General features: G+C 44.2%; 16 protein-coding genes. 8 read left to right on the top strand and 8 right to left on the bottom strand.

What is annotated here, in order from left to right:
* Genes B2089_RS10650 through B2089_RS10640 form a run of 3 tightly spaced genes read right to left on the bottom strand, consistent with a single transcriptional unit; the run spans position 1 to position 7,468 of the window.
* On the bottom strand, positions 1-522 hold the full coding sequence (locus tag B2089_RS10650) for an OmpH family outer membrane protein (protein ID WP_296323916.1): 522 nt from the start codon (positions 520-522) through the stop codon (positions 1-3).
* 27 nt (positions 523-549) lie between these two features.
* Positions 550-2,973, bottom strand: coding sequence for an outer membrane protein assembly factor BamA (gene bamA, locus B2089_RS10645; RefSeq protein WP_296323927.1), 2,424 nt, complete (start codon positions 2,971-2,973; stop codon positions 550-552).
* A 19-nt stretch (positions 2,974-2,992) separates the two neighbouring features.
* The gene (locus B2089_RS10640; protein ID WP_296323930.1) at positions 2,993-7,468 is read right to left on the bottom strand and encodes a translocation/assembly module TamB domain-containing protein; all 4,476 of its coding nucleotides are present in this window, start codon (positions 7,466-7,468) and stop codon (positions 2,993-2,995) included.
* Between the two features lie 159 nt (positions 7,469-7,627).
* Here B2089_RS10640 and tmk point away from each other — a divergent pair, with 159 nt between their 5' ends.
* From tmk to B2089_RS10625, 3 genes are all read left to right on the top strand, one after another.
* Entirely contained in the window at positions 7,628-8,248 is a 621-nt protein-coding gene (tmk, locus tag B2089_RS10635; RefSeq protein WP_296323933.1) for a dTMP kinase, read from the top strand.
* 72 nt (positions 8,249-8,320) lie between these two features.
* Complete coding sequence (locus B2089_RS10630) at positions 8,321-8,935, top strand: hypothetical protein (protein ID WP_296323936.1); 615 nt, start codon at positions 8,321-8,323, stop codon at positions 8,933-8,935.
* 80 nt (positions 8,936-9,015) lie between these two features.
* Entirely contained in the window at positions 9,016-10,188 is a 1,173-nt protein-coding gene (locus B2089_RS10625) for a 3-dehydroquinate synthase (RefSeq protein WP_296323937.1), read from the top strand.
* A gap of 15 nt (positions 10,189-10,203) precedes the next feature.
* Here B2089_RS10625 and B2089_RS10620 read toward each other — a convergent pair whose 3' ends face one another.
* The 3 genes from B2089_RS10620 to sufC all read right to left on the bottom strand — a co-directional run bounded on the left by B2089_RS10620 (position 10,204) and on the right by sufC (position 13,640).
* Positions 10,204-11,298, bottom strand: a complete 1,095-nt coding sequence (locus B2089_RS10620) for a SufB/SufD family protein (RefSeq protein ID WP_296323940.1) — start codon at positions 11,296-11,298, stop codon at positions 10,204-10,206.
* 33 nt (positions 11,299-11,331) lie between these two features.
* Positions 11,332-12,738 carry a Fe-S cluster assembly protein SufB gene (gene sufB, locus B2089_RS10615; protein WP_296323943.1) on the bottom strand — a complete coding sequence of 469 codons (1,407 nt, stop codon included), beginning with the start codon at positions 12,736-12,738 and terminating at the stop codon, positions 11,332-11,334.
* Between the two features lie 161 nt (positions 12,739-12,899).
* Entirely contained in the window at positions 12,900-13,640 is a 741-nt protein-coding gene (gene sufC, locus B2089_RS10610) for a Fe-S cluster assembly ATPase SufC (RefSeq protein WP_296323946.1), read from the bottom strand.
* 174 nt (positions 13,641-13,814) lie between these two features.
* On the opposite strand from sufC, the gene B2089_RS10605 reads away from it, so the two are divergent.
* Entirely contained in the window at positions 13,815-14,864 is a 1,050-nt protein-coding gene (locus B2089_RS10605; RefSeq protein WP_296323949.1) for a GGDEF domain-containing protein, read from the top strand.
* Here B2089_RS10605 and B2089_RS10600 read toward each other — a convergent pair.
* Positions 14,859-16,055: an NADP-dependent isocitrate dehydrogenase gene (locus B2089_RS10600; RefSeq protein WP_296323952.1), complete on the bottom strand. Its 1,197-nt coding sequence runs from the start codon at positions 16,053-16,055 to the stop codon at positions 14,859-14,861. The two genes, B2089_RS10605 and B2089_RS10600, sit on opposite strands and share 6 nt — an antisense overlap.
* Positions 16,056-16,184: 129 nt before the next feature.
* Here B2089_RS10600 and B2089_RS10595 point away from each other — a divergent pair, with 129 nt between their 5' ends.
* From B2089_RS10595 to sufU, 3 genes are read left to right on the top strand one after another with little or no spacing between them, the layout of a single operon-like run.
* Positions 16,185-16,865, top strand: a complete 681-nt coding sequence (locus B2089_RS10595) for a response regulator transcription factor (RefSeq protein ID WP_296323954.1) — start codon at positions 16,185-16,187, stop codon at positions 16,863-16,865.
* Positions 16,866-16,877: 12 nt separating this feature from the next.
* Entirely contained in the window at positions 16,878-18,218 is a 1,341-nt protein-coding gene (locus tag B2089_RS10590; RefSeq protein ID WP_296323957.1) for a sensor histidine kinase, read from the top strand.
* A 39-nt stretch (positions 18,219-18,257) separates the two neighbouring features.
* Positions 18,258-18,731, top strand: a complete 474-nt coding sequence (gene sufU / locus B2089_RS10585) for a Fe-S cluster assembly sulfur transfer protein SufU (protein ID WP_296323960.1) — start codon at positions 18,258-18,260, stop codon at positions 18,729-18,731.
* 103 nt (positions 18,732-18,834) lie between these two features.
* Here the strand turns inward: sufU and B2089_RS10580 are convergent, their stop codons facing one another.
* Complete coding sequence (locus B2089_RS10580) at positions 18,835-20,238, bottom strand: sodium-dependent transporter (RefSeq protein ID WP_296323963.1); 1,404 nt, start codon at positions 20,236-20,238, stop codon at positions 18,835-18,837.
* Between the two features lie 74 nt (positions 20,239-20,312).
* Between B2089_RS10580 and B2089_RS10575 the strand changes: the two genes are divergently transcribed.
* On the top strand, positions 20,313-21,899 hold the full coding sequence (locus B2089_RS10575; RefSeq protein WP_296323966.1) for a glucose-6-phosphate isomerase: 1,587 nt from the start codon (positions 20,313-20,315) through the stop codon (positions 21,897-21,899).
* Positions 21,900-21,989: the final 90 nt, after the last annotated feature.

Below are 21,989 nucleotides of genomic sequence, written 5' to 3'. Positions count from 1 at the left end.
CTACATACCGAGGGCTGCGATTACCTTATCAGTGACATCAACTGAGGAAGAGTACCAAAGAATCGCATTATTCTGCTGTAGGGAAAGAATCATGCTGTAACCGCCGTCTTCGGCAACGCGCTCAAGCACAGAATATAGTTTTTTATAGAAAGAATCTGAATTCTGCAAACTGTTTTTCATGGATTCAAGCTCAATATTCTTTGCGTTCGTATATTCAGTAAGGGCATCAGTTTTTTTGATAATATCAGCCTCTAATCGTGAAGCGGCAGAATCATTTCCTGAGGAAGTATACTCCGCCTTCTGCTGCTTAAGTTTTTGGATTTCTTCTGTACGCTTTGCAATTTCTCGCTGAAATTCAGTCTTTTTTGATTCATAATTGCGTACTGGGGCTGAATTGCGGAAATAAGCCTGATAGACTTTTGCCGTATCAACAACTCCAAATCGGGTAATCTGCTGGGCAAAAAGACCAGAAGAAAAAACAAAAGTTAAAATCGCCAAAACAGAAATCTTCTTAAAAGTCATAACATTACCTCTCGATGAAAATCGACATTATTTATTTGGAATATTGAATGAAAGAACGAACTTCCAGTTTTTATCCCATTCAACATCCTTTTCGTCATTGATGCGGAATGTATTTGCAAAAAGCAAGCGCAAGGGGAACTGAGGAATCGTAAAGCGAATTCCAGGACCAACACTGAAGTAGAAATCCTGAAGAGTAATATCATTCATAATATCTTTTGGCTCGCTTTTTACGATAACGGCATCCCCGAACAAATCAAGGGCAAGTACGCCAGGCACAAGAGGCATTCGAAGTTCAACAATGTTGTTCCACAAAGCCTTGCCCATTACCTTGTTATAAATTGATGTCCAACCACGGCCAATGAACATACCGTCGATATGCAATTTGCTTGTATCGCCGATTCCTGTACCAGGTTTTGGGAATTGCAGAGAAAGACCAGAATATGCCATGAAGACGAGTTTGTAAGTCCAATTCTCTGTAATCGGGAATTTAAGCAAAGTAAAATATTTCTCAAGTTTTGTATCAGTTCGCAAGAAATATTCGCTTTCATAAGGAGTAAGACCATACCATGTGAATTTTTGGCTCGCAAACCAGCCTTTTGAAGGATCATAGTTTACATCACGGTCATCGATAGAAAAGGCCGTCCAAATAGAGTTTTGCCATCCCCAATGGTTTGCATATTTACTGACAGCCGCGTCAGTCGGATAATAGACATCCTCATCGTAAATATTATTCTTGAGACTTGTTGTGATACCGCCCGTCCAAGAAAGAATCGCAAAATCCGGAGTCCATCGGCGTCCAAGTGTAAAGCCAGAAGACCATCGCCACTGCTCGTAATCCATATAATATGAATCATCTGTGAGAGTTCCGTCTTTATTAATCTTTACGCGGTAAGCGTCAAGGCTCGAATGGGCAATTTCTGTACTTATGGATGTAGAGATTGGTAAATCCCCGAACCAGTTTGTTCCATAACTCAAACCTACAGACTGAGTTCCTGTAGAGACAGTTGAACTTGCGCTGATTGAACGGCCGCTTCCTTTGAAATTGCTGTCCTGCCATTTTACAAACAAAGCAAAGGGAAGTTCATCCGGATCAGAAACTCCACTGAATGTTACGCCAAATTCAATAGAGGTTGTGGACTGTTCCTCTACAGAGACAATCAAATCAACAAGGTTTTCTTCTGAACCTGGAACGATATCAGGGACTACGGCACTGAAATACTGAAGGTTGTATAGATTACGAAGACCTGTCGTGACTTTTGCTTTTGAGAAAATATCACCAGACTCAATAGGAATTTCCCGACGGATTACATGCTCCTTTGTTCTGGTGTTTCCTTTGATTATAATATCCTCAACATGAGAACGGACATTTTCCATAACCATGAACTGGTAAGAAATAGTTTTCTTTTCGACATCTTTTTCAGGAATCTGCTGGAAACGATTTGAAGTGTATCCATTTTCATAGTACAAATCAGCGACAGCCATGATACCTTCGTTGAACTTTGTCTGATCAAAAACAGAGCCTTTCTTGAGTTTGACTTTCGACTGTAATTCCTCATCAGAAAAGATTCGGTTTCCAACAAAAGAAACACCTTCGTAAGTATACTGAGAGCCTTCACTAATAACAAAAGTAATCGTAAGCTCATCACGCTTTTTCTTATCATTTTGCTCGACAGTCTGAGTAATATCTATGACATCTGCGTCAATGTATCCTTCGTTTGCATAGTAAGCGAGGATTGCCTGACGGTCAGCCTCAAGCATAGACTCCTGAAAAGCGCCTTTGCTTATGATACCGATTTCCTTGAGTTTAATTTTTTTCTTCAGTGTTTTTGAAGAAATGATTTTATTACCAGAGAAATTGATATGGGCAATAACAGTCGGGTGTCCTTCATCAACTGTATAAGTGATTTCAATACCCTTAGCTGTTTTTTTTGTAGATGAAGAAACTTTGATATTCGTAAACCCCTTTTCAAGGTAATGATCACGAATCGCGCGCTCATCTATCGGAAGTTTTGACGCTACGAAAATATCTTTTTCTTTTGAGGTGATAGATTCTTTTATTTCTGCCGTGCGAAGCTGCCTGTTTCCTGAGACTAAAATCCTACTTATGGCAGGTTTTTCGGTGACAAAAAATGTAATCGTAACCGTGCTTCGTTTCATATCGCCCGGAATAGCTTCAGGATTGATTTCATCGAACAAATCAAGGGCATAGATACGATCCATCATGTCGGCGAACACTTCATCGTTGAATTTCTTTCCATAAAAGCCAGAGACAACGCCTTCAAGTTCTTTGCTACGGACATTTTTCAAGCCTTTGAAAGTAACAGACTTAATGACAGCCCCGTAATACCAAGTATCAGATGAAGATGAATCCTGTGAATAGATTGTCAATGGTGCAAAAACACACATTACAACAGAAATAAAAAGTGCGATTAAACGCTGCCGGATTATCATAAAATCCCCTTACCCATTTTTAAAAAGCAAATTTCCATGACAGTGTCAAAGATGTTGAAGGAACCAAAGTATCCATAAGTCCTTTCTGAAGCGAACTGATATCTGGCGCAATCCCAAGACGAATGTTCACATAGGGAGAAGCCATCTCAAAACCAAGCGACGGCTGGAAAACGATACCGTTTACCGAAGTACCATTGTTGATTTTGTGCTCGTCATAAGTCCAATGAAGCATGGAGTCCATATAAATTGAACTGCCGAAGTATTTACCTACATAAACAGTCGAGTTGTCAAGAAAGTTACCAACCGTGAGCTGCTTATTGCTGTTTTTTTCATCCATACTCAGCTTCAAGGAATTCTGAACGATATTCGTTCGAATGGAAACTATATCAAAATTCAATAATTCACGCAATGTATTCTCAACACGACGCATGACAGTTGACTGCAAGAACATGTCTCCAAAGGCTCCGCTGAATTCCCCTGCTCCGCTTGAATCTGCGGAAATGATTTGTCCGAGCAAAAGCATAATCTCCCGTTCTGATTTTGCAGGATTTGAAGAGAAAATCGGATTGAACGCGCTCACCCTCTGATTATTTGCAGAAAGAATAATTGTTACCATATTACCGTTATCGTCGCGCTCACGAGTTTCTGCACGCACAGTCACACGAGGATCCATAGAATCCTGAGTCTCATTGAAAATAATCCTACCCTCTTTCATATAGAAATTTCTGTTCAACCATGTGATTTCACCGCCACGAAGAGTAATGTCACTATCAAAAGAGAATTCTCCCGCATAGGTATCGAGATAAATAGAAAGGGGTGTTCCAGGGGTTACGACACCGCGAAGGAAAGGATTGAAAAGAAGTTGTACTTTCTGCCCGACTACAATGTCAAAATCAACCATGACATTCAAATCGGCAGGGTTATTCGTCGGAACTGATGGCAAGAATTTAGCGATATTAGCCACCGAGAACTGTTCCTGCAAAGGTGTTGCGACAATTTCGACATCAGTATCATCAGCGATAACAAATCCAGAAACGGACAAATCACGGGGAATTGAGAAAGAAAGAGTAAGATTTCCGCTCGCCAGACCTTTTGCATGAATAAAGGGGAAGGTTAAATCAAGGGGAACTTTATGATTGTCATCTATGTCGATGTTCAGCTCAAGGAAATTCGGAATCCATCTGTTAAATTCCATGCGGTATTCGACTGAACCATATCCCTTGCCAAGAGTAACATGAGTCGGCGGAACAACGGCTTCTCCGTGTCCAACTGTCATGATGACTTTTTCCGCATGGAAATAATTCTTAGAGACGAGCGGAATAATGAAACCTGGATGAAGGACGCTAAAAGCTCCCGTGAACTCAGGATCAGTCGTTGGACCCGTAATACGCAATGCACCATTCAGAAGTCCTGAATTAAAACTTACAAAAGGAATCTCGACTTCAGAACAGATGAATCTCATGTCAGCGGCAATACCAGTAATGTCGATATTCATTTTATTTTCATGGACAGATCCATTTAAGTTCATCTGAACAGGGCTCTTTCTTCCGGCGACAGCAGAAATCATACCGTCTGCACTCGTGTAAGAAGCATTAAATCCTTCAGCCTCATCTGTCATAATATCAAATCGACCGGGACTGTGTGTCGCCGTCACCTTCAGAGGAAAATCACTAGTAATGAAATCACCAGTAACCTTATCAGAAGTTAAAGTAACAGAATAATAATCAGGCACGCCGAATTTCTTTTCAGGAACGCCACCTTCAAGTTTAATTTTCAGCGGGGCATGTAAGGTCTTGTTCATAAGATTAGCATCTATCGTAAATGAAGCATCACCCTCAAAAACTGCTGGGTCAAAGAAAACCTGCGCGTCAGACAGTTTGAGAACAGACCATGCACAATCAATGTTATCAAGATGCAATCCGGAATCATCAAGGACGAGAGAACCACTGGCAACAAGCGGATATCCGTAAAGAGAAAGGGATGAGCGATGAAGAATAACCGACAAGAAAGGATTATTTATCGTTCCGCTCGCCGTAATATCAGCCGAAATCGTATTCTCAACATTTTGGAGAGACATGAGACGAGAAGATGGAAACGAGTGAATCATGGCCTCCACAGACATGTAGAAATCATTTTTTATATTCTCAATCGAAAAAGGCTTCTGGGAAGGATTCGTCAAATCAGCGTTCAACGAGAGGATTTCTGAAGAAATGGGACTCTCTGCTGAAATTGAAGCGTGAAGAGAATCAAAAATACCTTCATTCATATTCCAGACTATATTTCCACCACCGTCAAGGGAAGAAGTTTCGTCGTTATAAGAAAGACTACTCAGAATAAAGCCGTATTTACTCAAAGAACCAGAAAGCGCCAGGTGAGGATTAAAAGTCATATAATCAGAAGGTTCGTCAAGTTCAAGGCTCACGATATCGACATCAAAGCCAAGCTCACGGCTCCAATGCAAGATGGAACTTGTGGAAGCGGCAAAAACATATTTTCCTACGGCAAAGGGCAGTTGAGAGAACTGCAAGGTCGCGCCAATCTGCTCATCAATCGAAACTATGGCGTCAAAATTATAATCACCAGAGACTGCAATCCAATCAGGAGTAAAACTTCCGAAGAAATGATAAGGCAGGGCATTTACCGTCAAATCAGTAACGAAAGAAAATTCGTCAAAGCTTGAGCCGAATTCAATTGCGACATCTGCGTGGGCATTCTGTTTTCCGAAAATCAAATCAAAATTCGAAAGCTGCAAAGTCTCTTTTGAGCCATCAAGGGCAAATGTAACGATTTCCCTATCCTTCTCGGTGTTCGCAAAAAGACAGACCGGGGCGTTCATTGAAAAATCTTTGAAGTCGCTGGACAAATAAGCTTCCGTATTGAAGATATAAGGCCGCATTGAAGAAGAAAGCCCCCGCATGACTTCTGCCTTTTCCTCAGGCAGGAAAAAGGCAATCGTATCAATGATGCTGTCAGCAAAAATATTCGAGAATACAACGCTGGTCTGCAAATAATTTCCACGCTCACGCAATAGGCTGCCCTCGATTTGCAGTCGTCCGGTCTCGTCAAAATCCGGATGAGCAAAATCAAGAAGTTCGAACTGGAAATCAAGTGACTGATTTTCTGGAAGGAGCGTAAACTGGACACCAGTAAAGCTCTTTTCGTTCATGAAAATCTGCGGAGCGACACAAGTAAATCCTTTGCGGTATGGATCGATATACATTTCTGTAGAAATAATGCCGCCGTTTTTCAGCATAAAATAATTTAGGGAAAAAAGACCTGAAGGCTGAAGTTCTTTTATATTGAAAGCGCCAGTGAAATCGGCGTCAACAAAAGAACCATTTACCGCAAGTCTGGAAATCTTTACATTCTTATCATCGCCATCACATCTGAGGGCAAGCGAAACAGGCTCTCCGAGCAATTTTTCAGGAAGAGCAAAAGTCAAATCTGTTTTATAAGACAATGAGTCGGCAGAAACAATTCCCGAAACAGTGCCAGAAATTGTAGAACCGTCTATTTTTTTCACGGTTGGATTTTTTCGGCGGACAGAAACAAGGCGCATTGGATTAAAGCGTTCAAAATCTCCCGAAAAAGCGAGGGAATTTTTACTGATATCATATCGGGCAAAAAGCGAGAAAGGAAGCACGGTACGCATCGTTCGCACTTCAAGCGTATTCTCCGAATAATTCACGAGCATATCGAGATGAGAAAGAGAGTAATCAACTCCACCGCTTCCTGAAAGACTGACAAGAGCCGAACTGCCATCAAACTGAGGAAAGAATGTTCCAGAAACAGAAAAATTACAGGCTGCCGAAGTCCATTTGCCATCAGTTTTACAAAGACCTGTCTTATATGTGACTTTTCCGTTCGTATTGATATCAACGCCTTCCGCAAGATTAAAGCCCTTGATTCTGAGACTTTTGAGAGCAAGAAGCAAATCGTTCATCTTATCGGAGTAATGCACCGAGAGATTCTTGATGACGATATCGAGAGGAATATCAATTTCTTTTCCAGAAAGACTGAAAGCGTCCTTTGGACGAGAGGATTCAGCAGAATCTTTTTCTTGACCTGTGCCAGATTGTTTTTCGAGAAGACTTTTGATTTTGTCTTTGAATTTAAAATTCTGGAGAGCATCGTATTCAACTGTCACGCCATTGATTGTCAGTTCTTTGAGGGCGACCGTTGGATTTTTTGAGAAGAAACCGAATACATTGTAAGTAAGAGTTGCCCGCCGAATTCCAACAATTTTGTTTTTTGTCTCCACATCATAAATCGAGACATTCCTGAAATTCACGCCGATGAAAATTGACGGCGAAAGCGATTTGTAAGAGAAGGCAAGTCCTGTCTCGTCCTGAAGTTTTTGTGAAAGAGAATCCTCAAATTCTGACAATGACTCATTGATACGCAGATAAACAGGCCGCACGAGCGCGAGGACTGCGATAAGGAGGAGAATGAAAATTGAGCTTCCCAGGCTTACGCCAAAAACTTTGGACTTCATAAAAATTCGACAGCTTTACTCTTCTTTTATCGGCATATAATAAAGTAGCGATTAGGAATTAGCAATCATATAAGAAAACAATCGAAAAATCTTTCGGTAACTGTATTTATAATCTCTGGAATCTGTGTTAATCTGTCCTTGATTTTAGCAGGTGATATTATGATTTTGAAGAATTTTATAGTTTTTGAAGGCATAGACGGAGCGGGAACCAGCACCCAGATTGAGATTTTAAAAAAGAGGCCGGACGCAGGCAGATTCTTTTTTACCACCGAGCCGACCGACAGCGAGACCGGAAAATTCCTTCGCAAAATGCTTAAAGGAGATGTGGAGCTTGACGCCCGCACCTCGGCATTTTTGTTCGCCGCAGACAGAAACGAGCATCTTTACGGAAAAGGCGGCACGAACTGCGGAGTAGTGGCCAAAGCTGAGAGCGGTAAAATCGTGGTGAGTGACCGCTATTTATTCTCAAGCCTGACCTACCAGAGCGTAACCTGCGGAGACGAGCTTCCCCGCCGCCTCAACGAAAGCTTTCCCCTGCCGGAAATTTTATTTTTCTTCGACATTGACCCGGAAATTTCCTTGAAGCGGGTTCTTGGCCGGGGCGAGACCGAAATCTATGAAAAGCTGGACTTCCAGAAAGCCACGGCCGAGCGTTACAGGGCCGTCATCAGCGAATACGAAAAAATGAAGACCGGCATGAAAATCATAAGGCTGGACGCAAGCCGCCCCATCGAAGAAATCAGCGAAATTATCAATGAGCATTTAAAAATTGGCAATTAAGAAAAATTCTCTGTGAGGAATTTTCAACTTTCCATTTTCAGTTTTCAGTTTTTCCTGCCGATATTCTAAGAGATGAAAAAGAGATTTTTTACGGCGGTGATTGCCGTTTTCATTGCGATATTCTCGATTACGCCGGCCTTTTCCTACATGGTCAAGTACAAGGAGGACTACTACAAGCTCTTCCATGTGCATTACCAGCAGTACCCCGACGATGTAATCGAAAACATCTACTGGCTGGAGCAGGCTGTCAAGGCGGACTTCTGCAATCCCCTTTACGCGCCGGTCAAAATCAACGACGAGAAAGACTGGGAAAAATACCGCTATCTCTTTATGATGCATATAAATCTCAAGCTGATTGAGCAGCACATGCGGCTGGGGCGAACCTACGACAAGCAAGTTGCCCACTTTTACGACGCGCCCTGGCGGGATGCCTACATCGAAAACCTGAACAAGGCAAAGACATGCTACGAGGCAGGCCTTTATTACTGGAGGGAAGCAAAACTCTGGGCGGAAAAAGCGAATGTGGGAAAATTCAAATTCCTGATTTTGCAGGACATCCAGAACTGGGAAGACGAGCGGGAGCGAATCGGAAGCGGCAAGCTGGACTACGAGAAAATCCTGAACCGCGAGCTTAAGCGCGTGAACAAAGTGATTGAAGAATTCGAAAAGATGAATAAAGAGTACTAAAGGAGGAGTGAGGAGTGAGGAGTGAGGAGTGAGGAGTGAAAAACTCCTAATTCCTAATTCCTAACTCCTAACTAAATAAAATGACATTCGAAGAGAAAGATATTATTTACCCGCCGGTGCATCCGGGGACTGACCGCACTTTCATCCGCTTTTATGACGGCGAGATTGACCTGAACTCTGTTTTTTACTCAGCCGAAAAGGAGACTTTGCCCCAGCGCATTTTCGTCACTGACACCAGCGTGGCAAGCCTTCCCGCCCTGCACTCCTTCCTTGACTTTTTCCGGGGCGAGGATTTTTCCCACCCAAAGATTGAACCGGGCTTTGTCGGCAAGCGGGGGAAGGACATGCTTTTGATTCTGGGAGCGGGAGAGCCTTACAAGACAATCGAAAGCGTACTTGCAATCGTTAAGGCGGCTCTGGACAACAACGGCCAGCGCTCGGCTGTCTTCGTGGGAATCGGCGGCGGCGTCATCACTGACATGACGGCATTCGCGGCCTCGATTTTCAAGCGGGGCGCCCACTGCGAGCTTGTTCCCACCACCCTCCTTTCCATGGTGGACGCGGCAATCGGCGGCAAAACCGGCTGTGACTTCGATTCCTACAAAAACATGATCGGCTCTTTCTTCCCAGCCCAGAAAATCCACATCTGCCCGGCCTTTATCGAAAGCCTTTCCGCAAGGGAATATCGCTCAGGCATGGCAGAACTTGTAAAAACAGCCCTCCTCTACGAGCCAGAATTTTTCGAGCGGATTGAAAAAAATCCTGAAGCCTTGAACGACCGCAAAGGCTCACTCATAAAAGAGGGAATCCGAATCTGCGTGAACGCCAAGGCAAAGGTCGTGGAGCAGGATTTAACCGAAAAAAATATCAGAATGCAGCTGAATTTGGGTCACACTTTCGGACACGCCCTGGAATCAATGGCGGGCCTTGGCGTGGTCACTCACGGAGACGGGGTTGCCTGGGGCATGGCACGGGCGGCGGATTTAAGCCAGCATCTCGGCCTTTGCACCAAGGAATACGCTGACCGGGTAAAAAAATGCCTTGCCTCTTTCGGCTGGGAAACAAGCCCCGTTCACCCAGAAATGAAGAAAAAGTACGGAAGCGACGAGGAAATCGCGAAAATCCTCTTGAATGCCATGAAAAAAGACAAAAAGAATTCCAGCAGCAAAATACGCTTTATCCTTCAGTCGAATGTGGGCGAGACCGTCATCACCGAAGTGCCGGAAGAGGATATTCTTTCTGTGCTCAAGTAAGCCCAAAGACATGGACTACTTTTCGAGCCAGTTTTCGATTTTTTCCCGAATATTTTCCAGAGGGATGAGGCTTGCCACGCTGAGGACTTTTGCCTTGGTCATCATTTTTTTGGCCTCTTCCTCGCTGATTCCCCGGCTCTGCATGTAAAAGAGCTCGTCCGCTCCCAAGCGTCCCAAAGTAGAACCGTGGGTTCCGGCAACATCTTCTTCATCACAGAGAATCATGGGAATCGACTTGTTGACGGCACTTTTGCTCATAAGCAGAGTCTCTTCCTGCTCGTCGCCAGTAGAGCCATGACAGCCGTTCTTAAAATCAATGGTACCACGGTAATTTTTAACGGCATTTCCGTCCAGGACTCCCTTTACCAGCATTTTCGTGTCAGTCTCGCTGCCAGTGTGAATGACTGCGTGGTTAAAATCAAAATGCTGCTCCCCCTTTGCGATAAAAGCGAGCTCGCTCTGGAAACGGGACTTGTATTCGCCAAGCTGGGTGTACAAGCCTGAATCAATGTGATTTCCGCCAAGCTCAATCTGGGTGAAGTGAATCTTAGAATTTTCTCCGGCGACTGCGCTCGTCTCATCGATTTGATTCTGGTCTTTTCCCAAAAGCTGGACTTTTATGACATGCACAAGGGCATTTTCTTCGGCATAGATTTTTGTACGGATAACCGAGTCGATTTTTGAAGAATCAGCTCCCTCATAAAGGAAAATCACGCAGCTTTCAGAATCTTTTTTTGCATAGATGATTTGAGACGAAGCAAAATGAGGAGAGACTGAATCAGAATTTCCCGCTTTTCCGTAATCAAAGGAAAGAAGAAGGGGATTTTCGGTTTTGCCGCTGATTTCGATAATCTGGTCAACTCCCTTAAAGACATTTTCTTCAAGGTAGGAAGAAATTTCTTCACCGATTCCAGACTTAAGGGCAGGAAATTTGTTCAAATCGATTTTTTGCCCAGAAAGCAGGGAAATGCCTTCCGGGATTTCAGAGATTTCAGGCTCAAAGAGAGAGGGAATCTCCCGCAATTCAAGGGAATCCCGGTTCATCTTGAGCCAGTTCCATGTAAGGGCGGGGATTTTATTTATTTCGTTAAACTTTAGTGTTTCTGTCATAGTCATTCCTCGTTCCGCATTATGAATTGCGCTTTACAGCGAACCTTTCATTTCAAGGCGAATCAGATTATTCATCTCAACGGCATATTCAAGGGGAAGCTCTTTTGAGACAGGATTTGCAAATCCGCTTACAATCATTGTCCTTGCCTCTTCCTCAGAGATTCCCCGGCTCATCAAATAGAAAATCGCGTCGTTTGAGATTCGGCCGATTTTTGCCTCGTGGCCAACGTCACAGTCATCAGTGTGAATGTCCATGGCGGGAATTGTGTCGCTTCGGGAAATGTTGTCGAGCATAAGGCTCTCGCAGGAAACGCTGGCCTTGCTGCCCTTTGCCTCTTTTCCGATGTAGATTGCGCTTCGGTAGGTTGAGATGCCGCCGGATTTTGAGAGAGATTTCGTGGTGATTACGCTCGTCGTTTGAGGGGCGAGGTGAACCATTTTGGCTCCCGTGTCAAGGTTCTGTCCTTCGCCGGCAAAAGTAACGCCAGTGAATTCAGCCCTGGCTCCCCGGCCAATCAAGTCGCTCTGGGGGTAAAGATAGGAAATGTGGCTTCCGAAAGAGCCTGAGACCCACTCGACCCGGCCGCCCTCTTCTACACGCGCCCTCTTGGTGTTGAGGTTGTACATGTTCTTAGACCAGTTTTCCACGGTTGAGTAGCGCAAGTGTGCGCCTTTTTTTACATAAAGCTCGACGCAGCCGGCGTGAAGATTTGCCACATTGTATTTTGGAGCCGAGCAGCCCTCGATAAAGTGCAGGTCAGCGCCTTCGTCAACGATAATGAGGGTATGCTCGAACTGTCCCGCCCCTTTCGCGTTCAGACGGAAGTAGCTTTGCAGGGGGATTTCAACCTTTACATTCTTGGGAACATAAACAAAGGAGCCGCCGGACCAGACAGCCCCATGCAGGGCCGCGAATTTGTGGTCATTTGGCTTTACCAGCTGCATAAAATGCTCTTTTACCATGTCGGCATAAGGGCCGCGGAGAGAGCTTTCAAAATCAGTGTAGATTACGCCCTGCTTGGCCACTTCTTCCTGCAAGTTGTGGTAGACAAGCTCAGAGTCATACTGGGCGCCCACTCCCGCAAGAGAAGTGCGCTCTGCCTCAGGAATGCCCAGCTTTTCAAAAGTGTCTTTAATGTCTTCGGGAACATCTTCCCACTTGCCCTGCATTTTTGTGTTGGGGCGCACGTAAGTGGCGATTTCGTCAATGTTGAGACCAGAGATGTCCGGCCCCCACTCAGGCACGCGAAGCTCATTGTAAATTTTAAGCGCATTCTGGCGGAATTCACGCATCCATTCAGGGTCGTTTTTGTCGTCGGAAAGTTTTGCGACAATCTCTGACGTGAGGCCAGCCTTGTTGCGGTAAAAGCCCTTTTCCTCATAGCGGAAGTCGTAGGGAGAAGAATCTATGCTTTTTATGTTATCTTTTTCGTTTTCCATAATAGTCCAACCATATCAAACGGGCTAGGGATAGTAGTGGCAGCGAAGCTGTTCCGAAGGAATGAAGCGTTAGCGGAACCACGGATAGCCCGGCCGCTGTTCCATGAGCGAAGTCGAAGGACAGCGGCAGCCCCCAACTTCTAACTCCTCACTCCTAATTCCTAACTTATAAACTGCTCGAAACCATTTGCATTGATTTCCTCAACAAGACTTCCGTCCCCTTCCTTGATGATTTTGCCTTTGACCAGAATATGGGTCTTGTCCACTTTGAGGCTTTCAAGGATTTTCGTTGAGTGGGTGATGATGATAAGGGCGCCGTTCATGCGCTTCTGGTATTCTTCGATTCCCTTTGAGACCGTGCGAACCGCGTCAACGTCAAGGCCGGAATCAGTCTCGTCAAGGATGGCGAGTTTGGGAGAAAGCATGAGAAGCTGCAAGATTTCGCTCTTTTTGCGCTCGCCGCCGGAAAATCCCACATTCAGGTCTCGGCTGGCATAGCTTTCGTCCATGTTCAAAAGCTTCATGGTCTCTTTGAGCTGCTTCTGGAACTGGAAGAGTTTGACCCGCTCGCCGGTCTTCTGCTGCAAGGCCGTGCGGATAAATGATTCCAAAGGAATGCCCGGAACCTCAAGGGGAGCCTGAAAAGAAAGGAAAATGCCTTTGGCAGCCCGCTTGTCCGCGCCCAGTTCGGTGATGTCCTCGCCGTCAAAGAAAATCTTTCCGCCAGATACTGTGTAGCGGGGATTTCCCATGATTGTGTAGCCCAAGGTGGATTTTCCCGCTCCGTTTGGCCCCATAAGGACATGGGTTTCGCCGGGATTAACCAGAAGATTCACGCCGTCAATGACATGTTTTTTTTCTATATCAACATTCAGATTCTGAATTTCAAGTAAATTAGCCATGAGAGAAATATACTGAATTTCCGCACTTTGGACAATGTAAAAAAAAGAAAATTACCTATCGCTTACATAGGAAAAAAAATATCAGCAAAATATCACTAAAATTTACAAGTATTTTTTATATATCAGAAGAAAAAAATTGACGATTCAGCAAATTAATATTAAAATTTAATCCAAATGGGTGATGATTTTTTTAATAACAAGGATTTAAAAACAGATTATCTCACAGGTCTTTACACGAGAGATGTCATCGTTGATTATGCAAAACATCTAATTGAAAAAGGCACGGAATTTTCCCTCGCCCTCGTTGACATCGACAATTTCAAGAATGTTAACGACAATTACGGTCATACTGTCGGCGATCATGTCATTTCTTTTTTAGCAAACAGACTAAAAGATTCTTTCGGAAATCGTGGCGCTGTAGGTCGCTTTGGCGGAGATGAATTTATGGTTGTCATCCCAAATATCACCGAATACGATGCAGTCTGGTCGCTTTTACGGGAAGTCCATAAGACCATAGACGGAGTTACTCCGCCAGATTACAAAACTCTATATCTCACCTGCACTTTTGGGCTCTCACGCTGTCCTACCGATGCAAACAACTACGATGCACTTTTTGAACTCACAGACAAAGCACTGTATCGTGGCAAAATCAAAGGACGGAACTGCTTTATCATTTACCTTGAGTCAAAGCACAAGAACATTCAGCTGCATTCAGCCGATGACACCACAATCAGTTCAATGCAGATGCACACTCAGGTTTTCAAATTTTTGAATTCAGCTCCACATCTCGCAGATGGAATCAAAGATTTACTGCTTTTCTTGGGCTCAAACCTCATGATTGACCACATAGGAATTCAAACAAAAGACGGCCTGTATTTTTCTCAAATCCACACACTTTCAAACACTGAAGAATTTGAATCGATTACGAACACTTTCTTTATGGACAATGTAAGCCCCTCAATGGGAGTGTATTACCTGAACGATGTCACTCATCTTGAAAACATCGGGCAAAAAGAACTTCATGAAGTATGTCTTAAACAGGGAATCAAATCGTCCTTGTACGCCATAATCCGATACAACGATAAGATTTTCGGCTATATCAGAGCAGATTCCACATCGACCGCGAGAATCTGGCAATACAAAGACATGGATTTGCTCATAACGGCGGCAAATGCCATCGCTATGAGTCTTCATTATCAGAACAAAACTTTCAAAGAATTATAATCTGGCGGCGATTGCGTCGATAAATTCCCAGCTGTCCACGACTTTCTTTGCGGCAGGGCTTGCGAGGCGGGCAAGGTCACCTGTCATCGTGCCCTCTTCGATTGTGTCAAGGGTAGCCTTTTCAAGTTTTTTTGCAAAAGAGGCGAGCTCAGGAGTGTTGTCAAGTTCGGCTCGTTTTGCAAGTGCCCCGGTCCATGCGAAAATAAGCGCGACAGGGTTTGTAGAAGTCTTTTCGCCCTTCTGGTAGCGGTAATAGTGCTTTTGGACAGTGCCGTGGCTTGCCTCGTACTCGTATTTTCCGTCCGGAGAAACAAGAACTGAAGTCATCATAGCCAAAGATCCGCAGGCAGAGGCAATCATGTCGCTCATAACGTCTCCGTCGTAGTTCTTGCAGGCCCAGAGCATACCGCCCTCGCTCTTCATGATTCGGGCAACCGCGTCGTCAATCAAAGTGTAGAAATATTCGATTCCGGCTTCGTCGAACTTTGCCTTGTATTCGCTGTCGAAAATACGCTGGAAAATCTCTTTGAAGTTGCCGTCGTATGTCTTTGAGATTGTGTCTTTTGTGCCGAGCCATACGCTGATTTTTTGATCCAAAGCATAGTTGAAGCAGCAACGGGCGAAGCTTTCGATAGACTTGTCAAGGTTGTGGATTCCCTGAATGATGCCGGGACCTTTCATCTCCATGATGGTCTTGCGGATTTCCTTGCCGTCCTCTCCAGTGAAGACAAGCTCGGCCTTTCCTGCGCAAGGAGTCTTAATCTCGCAGTTTTTGTAAACATCACCGTAAGCGTGACGGCCGAGAACGATGGGCTTTTTCCAGCTGGTGACGGCACAGGCTACATTCTTTACGAAAATCGGTGCACGGAAAACAGTGCCGTCAAGCTCGCCTCGGATAATTCCGTTGGGGCTTGGGGTAAGCTGCTTTAAGTTGTATTCTTTTACGCGGGCTGCGTTTGAAGTAATTGTGGCGCATTTTACGCCGACGCCCAGCCTTTTGATAGCCTCGGCGCTTTCGTAGGTGACTTCATCATCGGTATCATCTCGGTGCTTCAAGCCCAAATCGTAATATTCGGTTTTCAAATCAACGAAAGGCTCAAGAAGTTTTTCTTTGATAACCGCCCACAAAACTCTAGTCATTTCATCGCCGTCAAGCTCGGCGATTGCGTTTTTCATCTGAATTTTTGCCATAATAATTGCATTATACAAAATTTTAAATTTTCAGTTTATTTTTAGTATATTTTAAGAGTTTATAAGGCAAGTGGGTTTATTCTATTCTTATACAAAAAGTTGCTGAGATTTTTATTTTCGGAGGAAAATATGCGAGTATTGTTAGTTGAAGACGAAGAAGGACTCTCACAGGCTCTTGTTGAGATTTTTAAAAAGAACAGAATCAGCATTGATGCGGTTCTTGACGGCAAAGAAGGATTAAAATTTGCCGAATCAGGAATTTATGATGTCCTCATTTTGGACATTATGCTTCCGGGAATCGATGGCATTTCCATTCTCAAAACCTTACGCGAAAACCATAATAATGTTCCTGTGATTTTCCTCACAGCAAAGGACGATGTTTCGGATAAAATCACAGGTCTTGATGCAGGCGCGGACGATTACCTTACAAAACCATTCTCAAGCGATGAGCTTCTGGCCCGTGTGCGCGCCCTTTCAAGACGCAAGGGAGAGCTTAAAGACGACTCTGTGACTTTCGGCGACCTTACCCTCAACAAAAAGAACTGCGAGCTTCAGTCAGCAGACGGTGAAGCAATCAAACTTTCTCTCAAAGAATATCAGATTCTCGACCTGCTTTTTGAAAATCCCCACCAGATTATTACAAAGGAGCAACTCATCGAAAAAATCTGGGGCGGAGAATCCAATGCCGAGTACAATAATGTTGAGGTCTATATATCTTTTATTCGAAAAAAGATTGAAAATCTCAAAGTTGGCATTAGAATTCGTACTGCACGCGGAATCGGTTATTCGCTTGAAGACGAAACCCGCTAAAAACAGGAAAGTATGAAAGTCATCAAACAACTTCAATTTAAATTTGTTTATTCAATGATTCTCATTGAGATGATTGTATTTGCGATTATTTTTATCTCGCTCAATGTCACAATTACCCGAAGAGAAAATCAGGAAGCGAAAGCATTTCTCACATATCTTGTGAAAAATGGAGGCCATCGTCCAAGGCCACGCCCCATGGACAATAAAATGAAGCAAGATGACTTTCCCCGCTACGAAAATTTTGACGACATAGACGCGACTTCCTCTGCAAGCCGCGCCCATCCAGAAGATTTTCTTCAGAATTTACCAATTTTCTTTCGCCCGGAGCAAGAAAACAAAGAAAACCTACGGAATTATTTTTCCGTCCGTATCACAAACGAAGGGGAAATTCTCGAAGTAATTCAGGATTTTCCCCTCAATTACACGACTGAAGAAATAAACCTGCTTATTCATCAGATTATCAACAAAGATGAAATGTGCGGTAATATCGGCGGAGTAATGTACTGCATTACATCACTTTCTGAAGCCGAACAACTGATATGTCTTCTAAACCGAAGCTCAGAATTAAAAACTTTGGGTAAACTTTATATTTATTCTGGCTTGCTTTATTTCATGAGCATAGTTTTGTCAGTTCTAATTTCGATTCCGACTTCAAAATACATGGTTCGTCCAGCAAAAGAAGCCTTTGAAAAGCAAAAGCAATTTATTGCCGATGCAAGCCACGAACTAAAAACACCAATTGCCGTTATCGGAGCAAACATTGATGTCCTTGAAAGTGAGATTCAAAACAACAAATGGTTGGAATACATTAAAACCGAAAACAAACGAATGGGCGAACTTGTAAAAGACCTGCTCTATCTGGCCAAAAATGACGCCGGACGCAATGAACTCACTTTTTCCGATTTCGATTTCTCCAATGCGGTCGAAAATTCCGTGCTTCCTTTTGAAGTAGTTGCCTTTGAATCTGGAAAAACGCTGGAATTAGACATAGAAAAAGGTATTTCCTGTAACGGCGATGAAAAATCTCTCAAACAGGTTTTTATCATTCTTGTGGACAACGCAATCAAAAATTCTGAGAGCGGAGCAAAAATCACCGTGAAGGCATACTCCGAAGGTCAGAAAATTGTCTACAAAGTACACAATACAGGCGCGGGAATTCAAAAAGATGAACTTGAGAAAATCTTTTTGCGCTTTTACCGTTCAGACTCTTCCAGAGTGCGAAAAACAGGCGGCTACGGACTGGGTCTTGCAATAGCGAGGACAATCGCCAGTGACCACGGCGGTACTCTCATCGCAGACAGCGAAGTCGGAAAATGGGCAGAATTCACCCTGACTTTACCCAAAAAGAAATAGCATATTCCATGAAAAAAGTAAAAACGATAGAATAAACTTATGGAACTTAAAGAACTTTATCGCGAAATTTTAAACGAACACAATATCAATCCCGCCCATAAAAGTGATTTAGCAGGGGCAAATCTTTCTCTACAGGGCGTAAATCCCAGCTGCGGCGACAACATCACACTCACCCTAAAAACTCAGGACGGCAAAATCTCTGACGGTGCCTTCACTGGAAGTGGCTGCGCCATTTCTCAGGCAAGCTGCGACATGATGCTTGATTTAATCATCGGTAAAGACGAAAAAGAAGCCTTGCGCCTGTGCGAAATCTTTATGGGAATGATTCAGGGAAGTGTCACCGACGAAGAAATAGAAGAACTTGACGAAGCCAGCGCATTAAGGGAAATCCAGCACATGCCAGCCAGAGTCAAATGCGCAGAATTAGGCTGGCGAACCATGCGGGAAATGCTTGGACTCAAAAAAGAGACAGCATCAGCATCGGCAGCACATCCTGACTGCCCGACTGCGTAAGGGATAGGAAGGGCGGCAAAGCCGTTCTGAAGCGAGCGGAAGAATGAAGCGCGGAAGCGCGGAACCCTGAATAGCCCGACCGCCGCAAAGCGGCGGTTACGCCCTAAAAATTAAGGATTCCAAGACTCTTCAAGAACAAAATCACAAGAAGGAAGGGAGCGGCAAATTTCACCATGAATACATACAAGTTGTGACGGATGAAATTCTCGCCGTTTTTGCAGGCTTCCTCAATGACCGTTTTTGGCTTTAAAATCCAGCCAATGAGCAGACAAGTCCCAATAGAAACAATCGGCATGAGAATGTTGTTGCTGATGTAGTCCATGATATCAAGAATCTGAGCTGTGACACCGTTGGGAAGTTTTACCTCGAAATAAAGGGCATTGTAGCCAAGACAAACAAGGATTCCGAGAAGAAGCGCAAATCCCCCCTCATACACTACCGCACGACGGCGGGAGATTTTAAATTCGTCCATAAAGCTGGAGACGACTGCCTCCAGAATTGAGATGGAGCTTGTTATCGCGGCGAAGAATACCATGATAAAGAAAAGAGCACCTACGAATGTGCCGACAATTCCCATCTGTGCGAAGATTTTCGGCATTGCAACGAACATAAGGCCCGGACCTGAGGCATTCACGCCCTCCCGTCCCATAAAGACGAATACGGTCGGAATAATCATGAGACCTGCAAGGATTGCCACTGCCGTATCAAAGATTTCGATTCTGTTGATTGACTTGACGAGATTTGACTCATCGCGGACATAAGAGCCGTAAGCAATCATAATACCCATGGCGACACTCAGACTGTAGAAAAGCTGGCCCATGGCGTCCATGAGTGTAATCATGAAGGAGTTGAGGGTAAGACCTGTAAAATCAGGGATAACGAAAATTTTGAGTCCCTGCAAGCCTGTGCGAACACTACCAGAATCATCTGTATGGCTCATTGTAAGGGCGAAAATTGAAATTCCTATGATAAGCACGACAAGAATCGGCATGAGGATTTTTGAAAGAGCTTCGATTCCTTTTTTGACACCGCGGTAAATAATATAGCAGGAAATAAAAAGGAAAATGAATGTGTAGACAATAGGAGAAACAGACGAAGTGATGAAACCGCTAAAGTAAGAGTCAGCTGCCGCACTTGCTCCCTGTCCCGTTACGAAAGCCACAGCATATTTTAAAACCCAACCACCGATGACACAATAGTAAGGCATAATCATCATGGGAATGATGCAGGCAATTTTACCAAGCCAGCCCCATTTTGCATGAAGATTTTTGTAGGCTGTTAGAGGGCTCTGCTTTGTTTTTCGGCCAATCGCAACTTCCGTAGTAAGAAGGGCAAAACCGAATGTAACGGCAAGAATCAAATAAATAACCAGAAACAAGCCTCCGCCATCTTTTGCAGCCAGATAAGGAAAACGCCAGATATTGCCGAGACCGACAGCACTTCCTGCCGCAGCCAGGACAAAACCAAATGAAGAAGAGAAAGTGTTACGATTTTGTGTATTATCCATAAAATAAACTGTACCATATTTTCTAAAGTCATGATAGAATAAACTCATATATTTTTCAAAAAAAGAGGCAAATAATGGCTATTACTTGGGAAAATCTTGACAAACTTTCTTCTTACAAAAAACTTCAGTCGCTCAAAAATGCCGTGAGCGTCAAAAAAGAGCTTTCATCTGCAAATGCAGCTGACCGCGTAAAAAAATGCGCCGTTCCTATGGGAGCAGGACTTACCTACAACTATGCGGCAAAACAGGTTGACGATAAAGTCATTTCAGTCCTTAAAGAACTGGCAGACGAGGCCCAGCTCACAGAAAAATTCGCTGAAACCTACAATGGAGCCGTAATCAACACTGGCGAAAAGCGCATGGTTCTTCATCACCTTTGCCGTGGCCAATTGGGAAACGACGTAAAGGCTGACGGCGTGAACAAGCGGGAATTTTACCTTAAAGAGCAGAAACGAATCGCTGAATTCGCCGAAAAAGTCCACTCTGGAAAAATCGTAAATGCAAAGGGCGAAAAATTCACGACGGTCGTCCAGATTGGTATCGGCGGCTCAGACCTGGGGCCTCGTGCAATGTACCTTGCCCTTGAAAACTGGGCAAAGGCAAACAAGACCTTCAAAATGGAGGCAAAGTTCATCTCCAATGTTGACCCTGACGACGCTGCGGCAGTTCTCGCCTCAACGGATCTCGCTCACGCAATCTTCATTCTAGTCTCAAAATCAGGAACTACTCTCGAAACCCTCACAAACGAGTCTTTCGTAAAGGATGCCCTGAAAAAAGCAGGTCTTAATCCCTCAAAGCACATGATTGCCGTCACTTCTGAGACTTCTCCCCTGGCTCACAACCCGGACTATCTCGAAGCCTTCTATATGGACGACTACATCGGAGGCCGCTACTCTTCAACTTCTGGAGTCGGAGGGGCAGTCCTTTCACTCGCATTCGGCGCAAAAGTCTTCGACGACTTCCTCAAAGGTGCCGCAGAAGAAGACAAACTTGCCACAAACAAAGACTTGCTCAAAAACCCGGCCATGCTGGATGCCCTCATCGGAGTCTACGAGCGCAATGTTCAGGGCTATCCTGCAACGGCAGTCCTTCCATATTCACAAGCTCTTTCACGCTTCCCCGCTCACTTACAGCAGCTCGACATGGAATCAAACGGAAAGAGCGTAAACCGCTTCGGCGATAAAATCGACTATCTCACAGGCCCGGTCATTTTCGGTGAGCCCGGAACAAACGGACAGCACTCATTCTACCAGCTTCTTCATCAGGGAACGGACATCGTGCCCTTGCAGTTCATCGCCTTTGCAGAGAATCAGGCTGGAAGCGATGTGGTAATCGAAGGCTCTACAAGCCAGAAAAAACTGGGAGCGAATGTCACGGCTCAGATTATGGCTTTCGCCTGCGGCAAAGACGACTCTGACCCCAACAAAACTTTCGCCGGTGACAGACCTTCAAGCCTTATCTACGGAAAACAGCTCACGCCAAAAAGTCTTGGCGCCCTTCTCGCCCACTACGAAAACAAAGTAATGTTCCAGGGATTTGTATGGAATGTAAACAGCTTTGATCAGGAAGGCGTTCAGCTGGGTAAAAAGCTGGCAAAAACAGTCCTTTCAGGTGAGGCAAAAGACGCATTAAAGGCTTATACGGAATTGCTCTCATTGTAAGCAATCAGTTTAAATAACTTCGCTCAGCCATGTTTCTGAAAATGAGACTTGGCTGATTTTTTTTGAGGAATCTCCACAATTCTGGCTATA

This window comes from Treponema sp. UBA3813 (assembly GCA_002368605.1).
In the GTDB taxonomy this organism is placed as follows: domain Bacteria; phylum Spirochaetota; class Spirochaetia; order Treponematales; family Treponemataceae; genus Treponema_D.
This window is presented reverse-complemented; position numbering and strand designations above follow the sequence as displayed.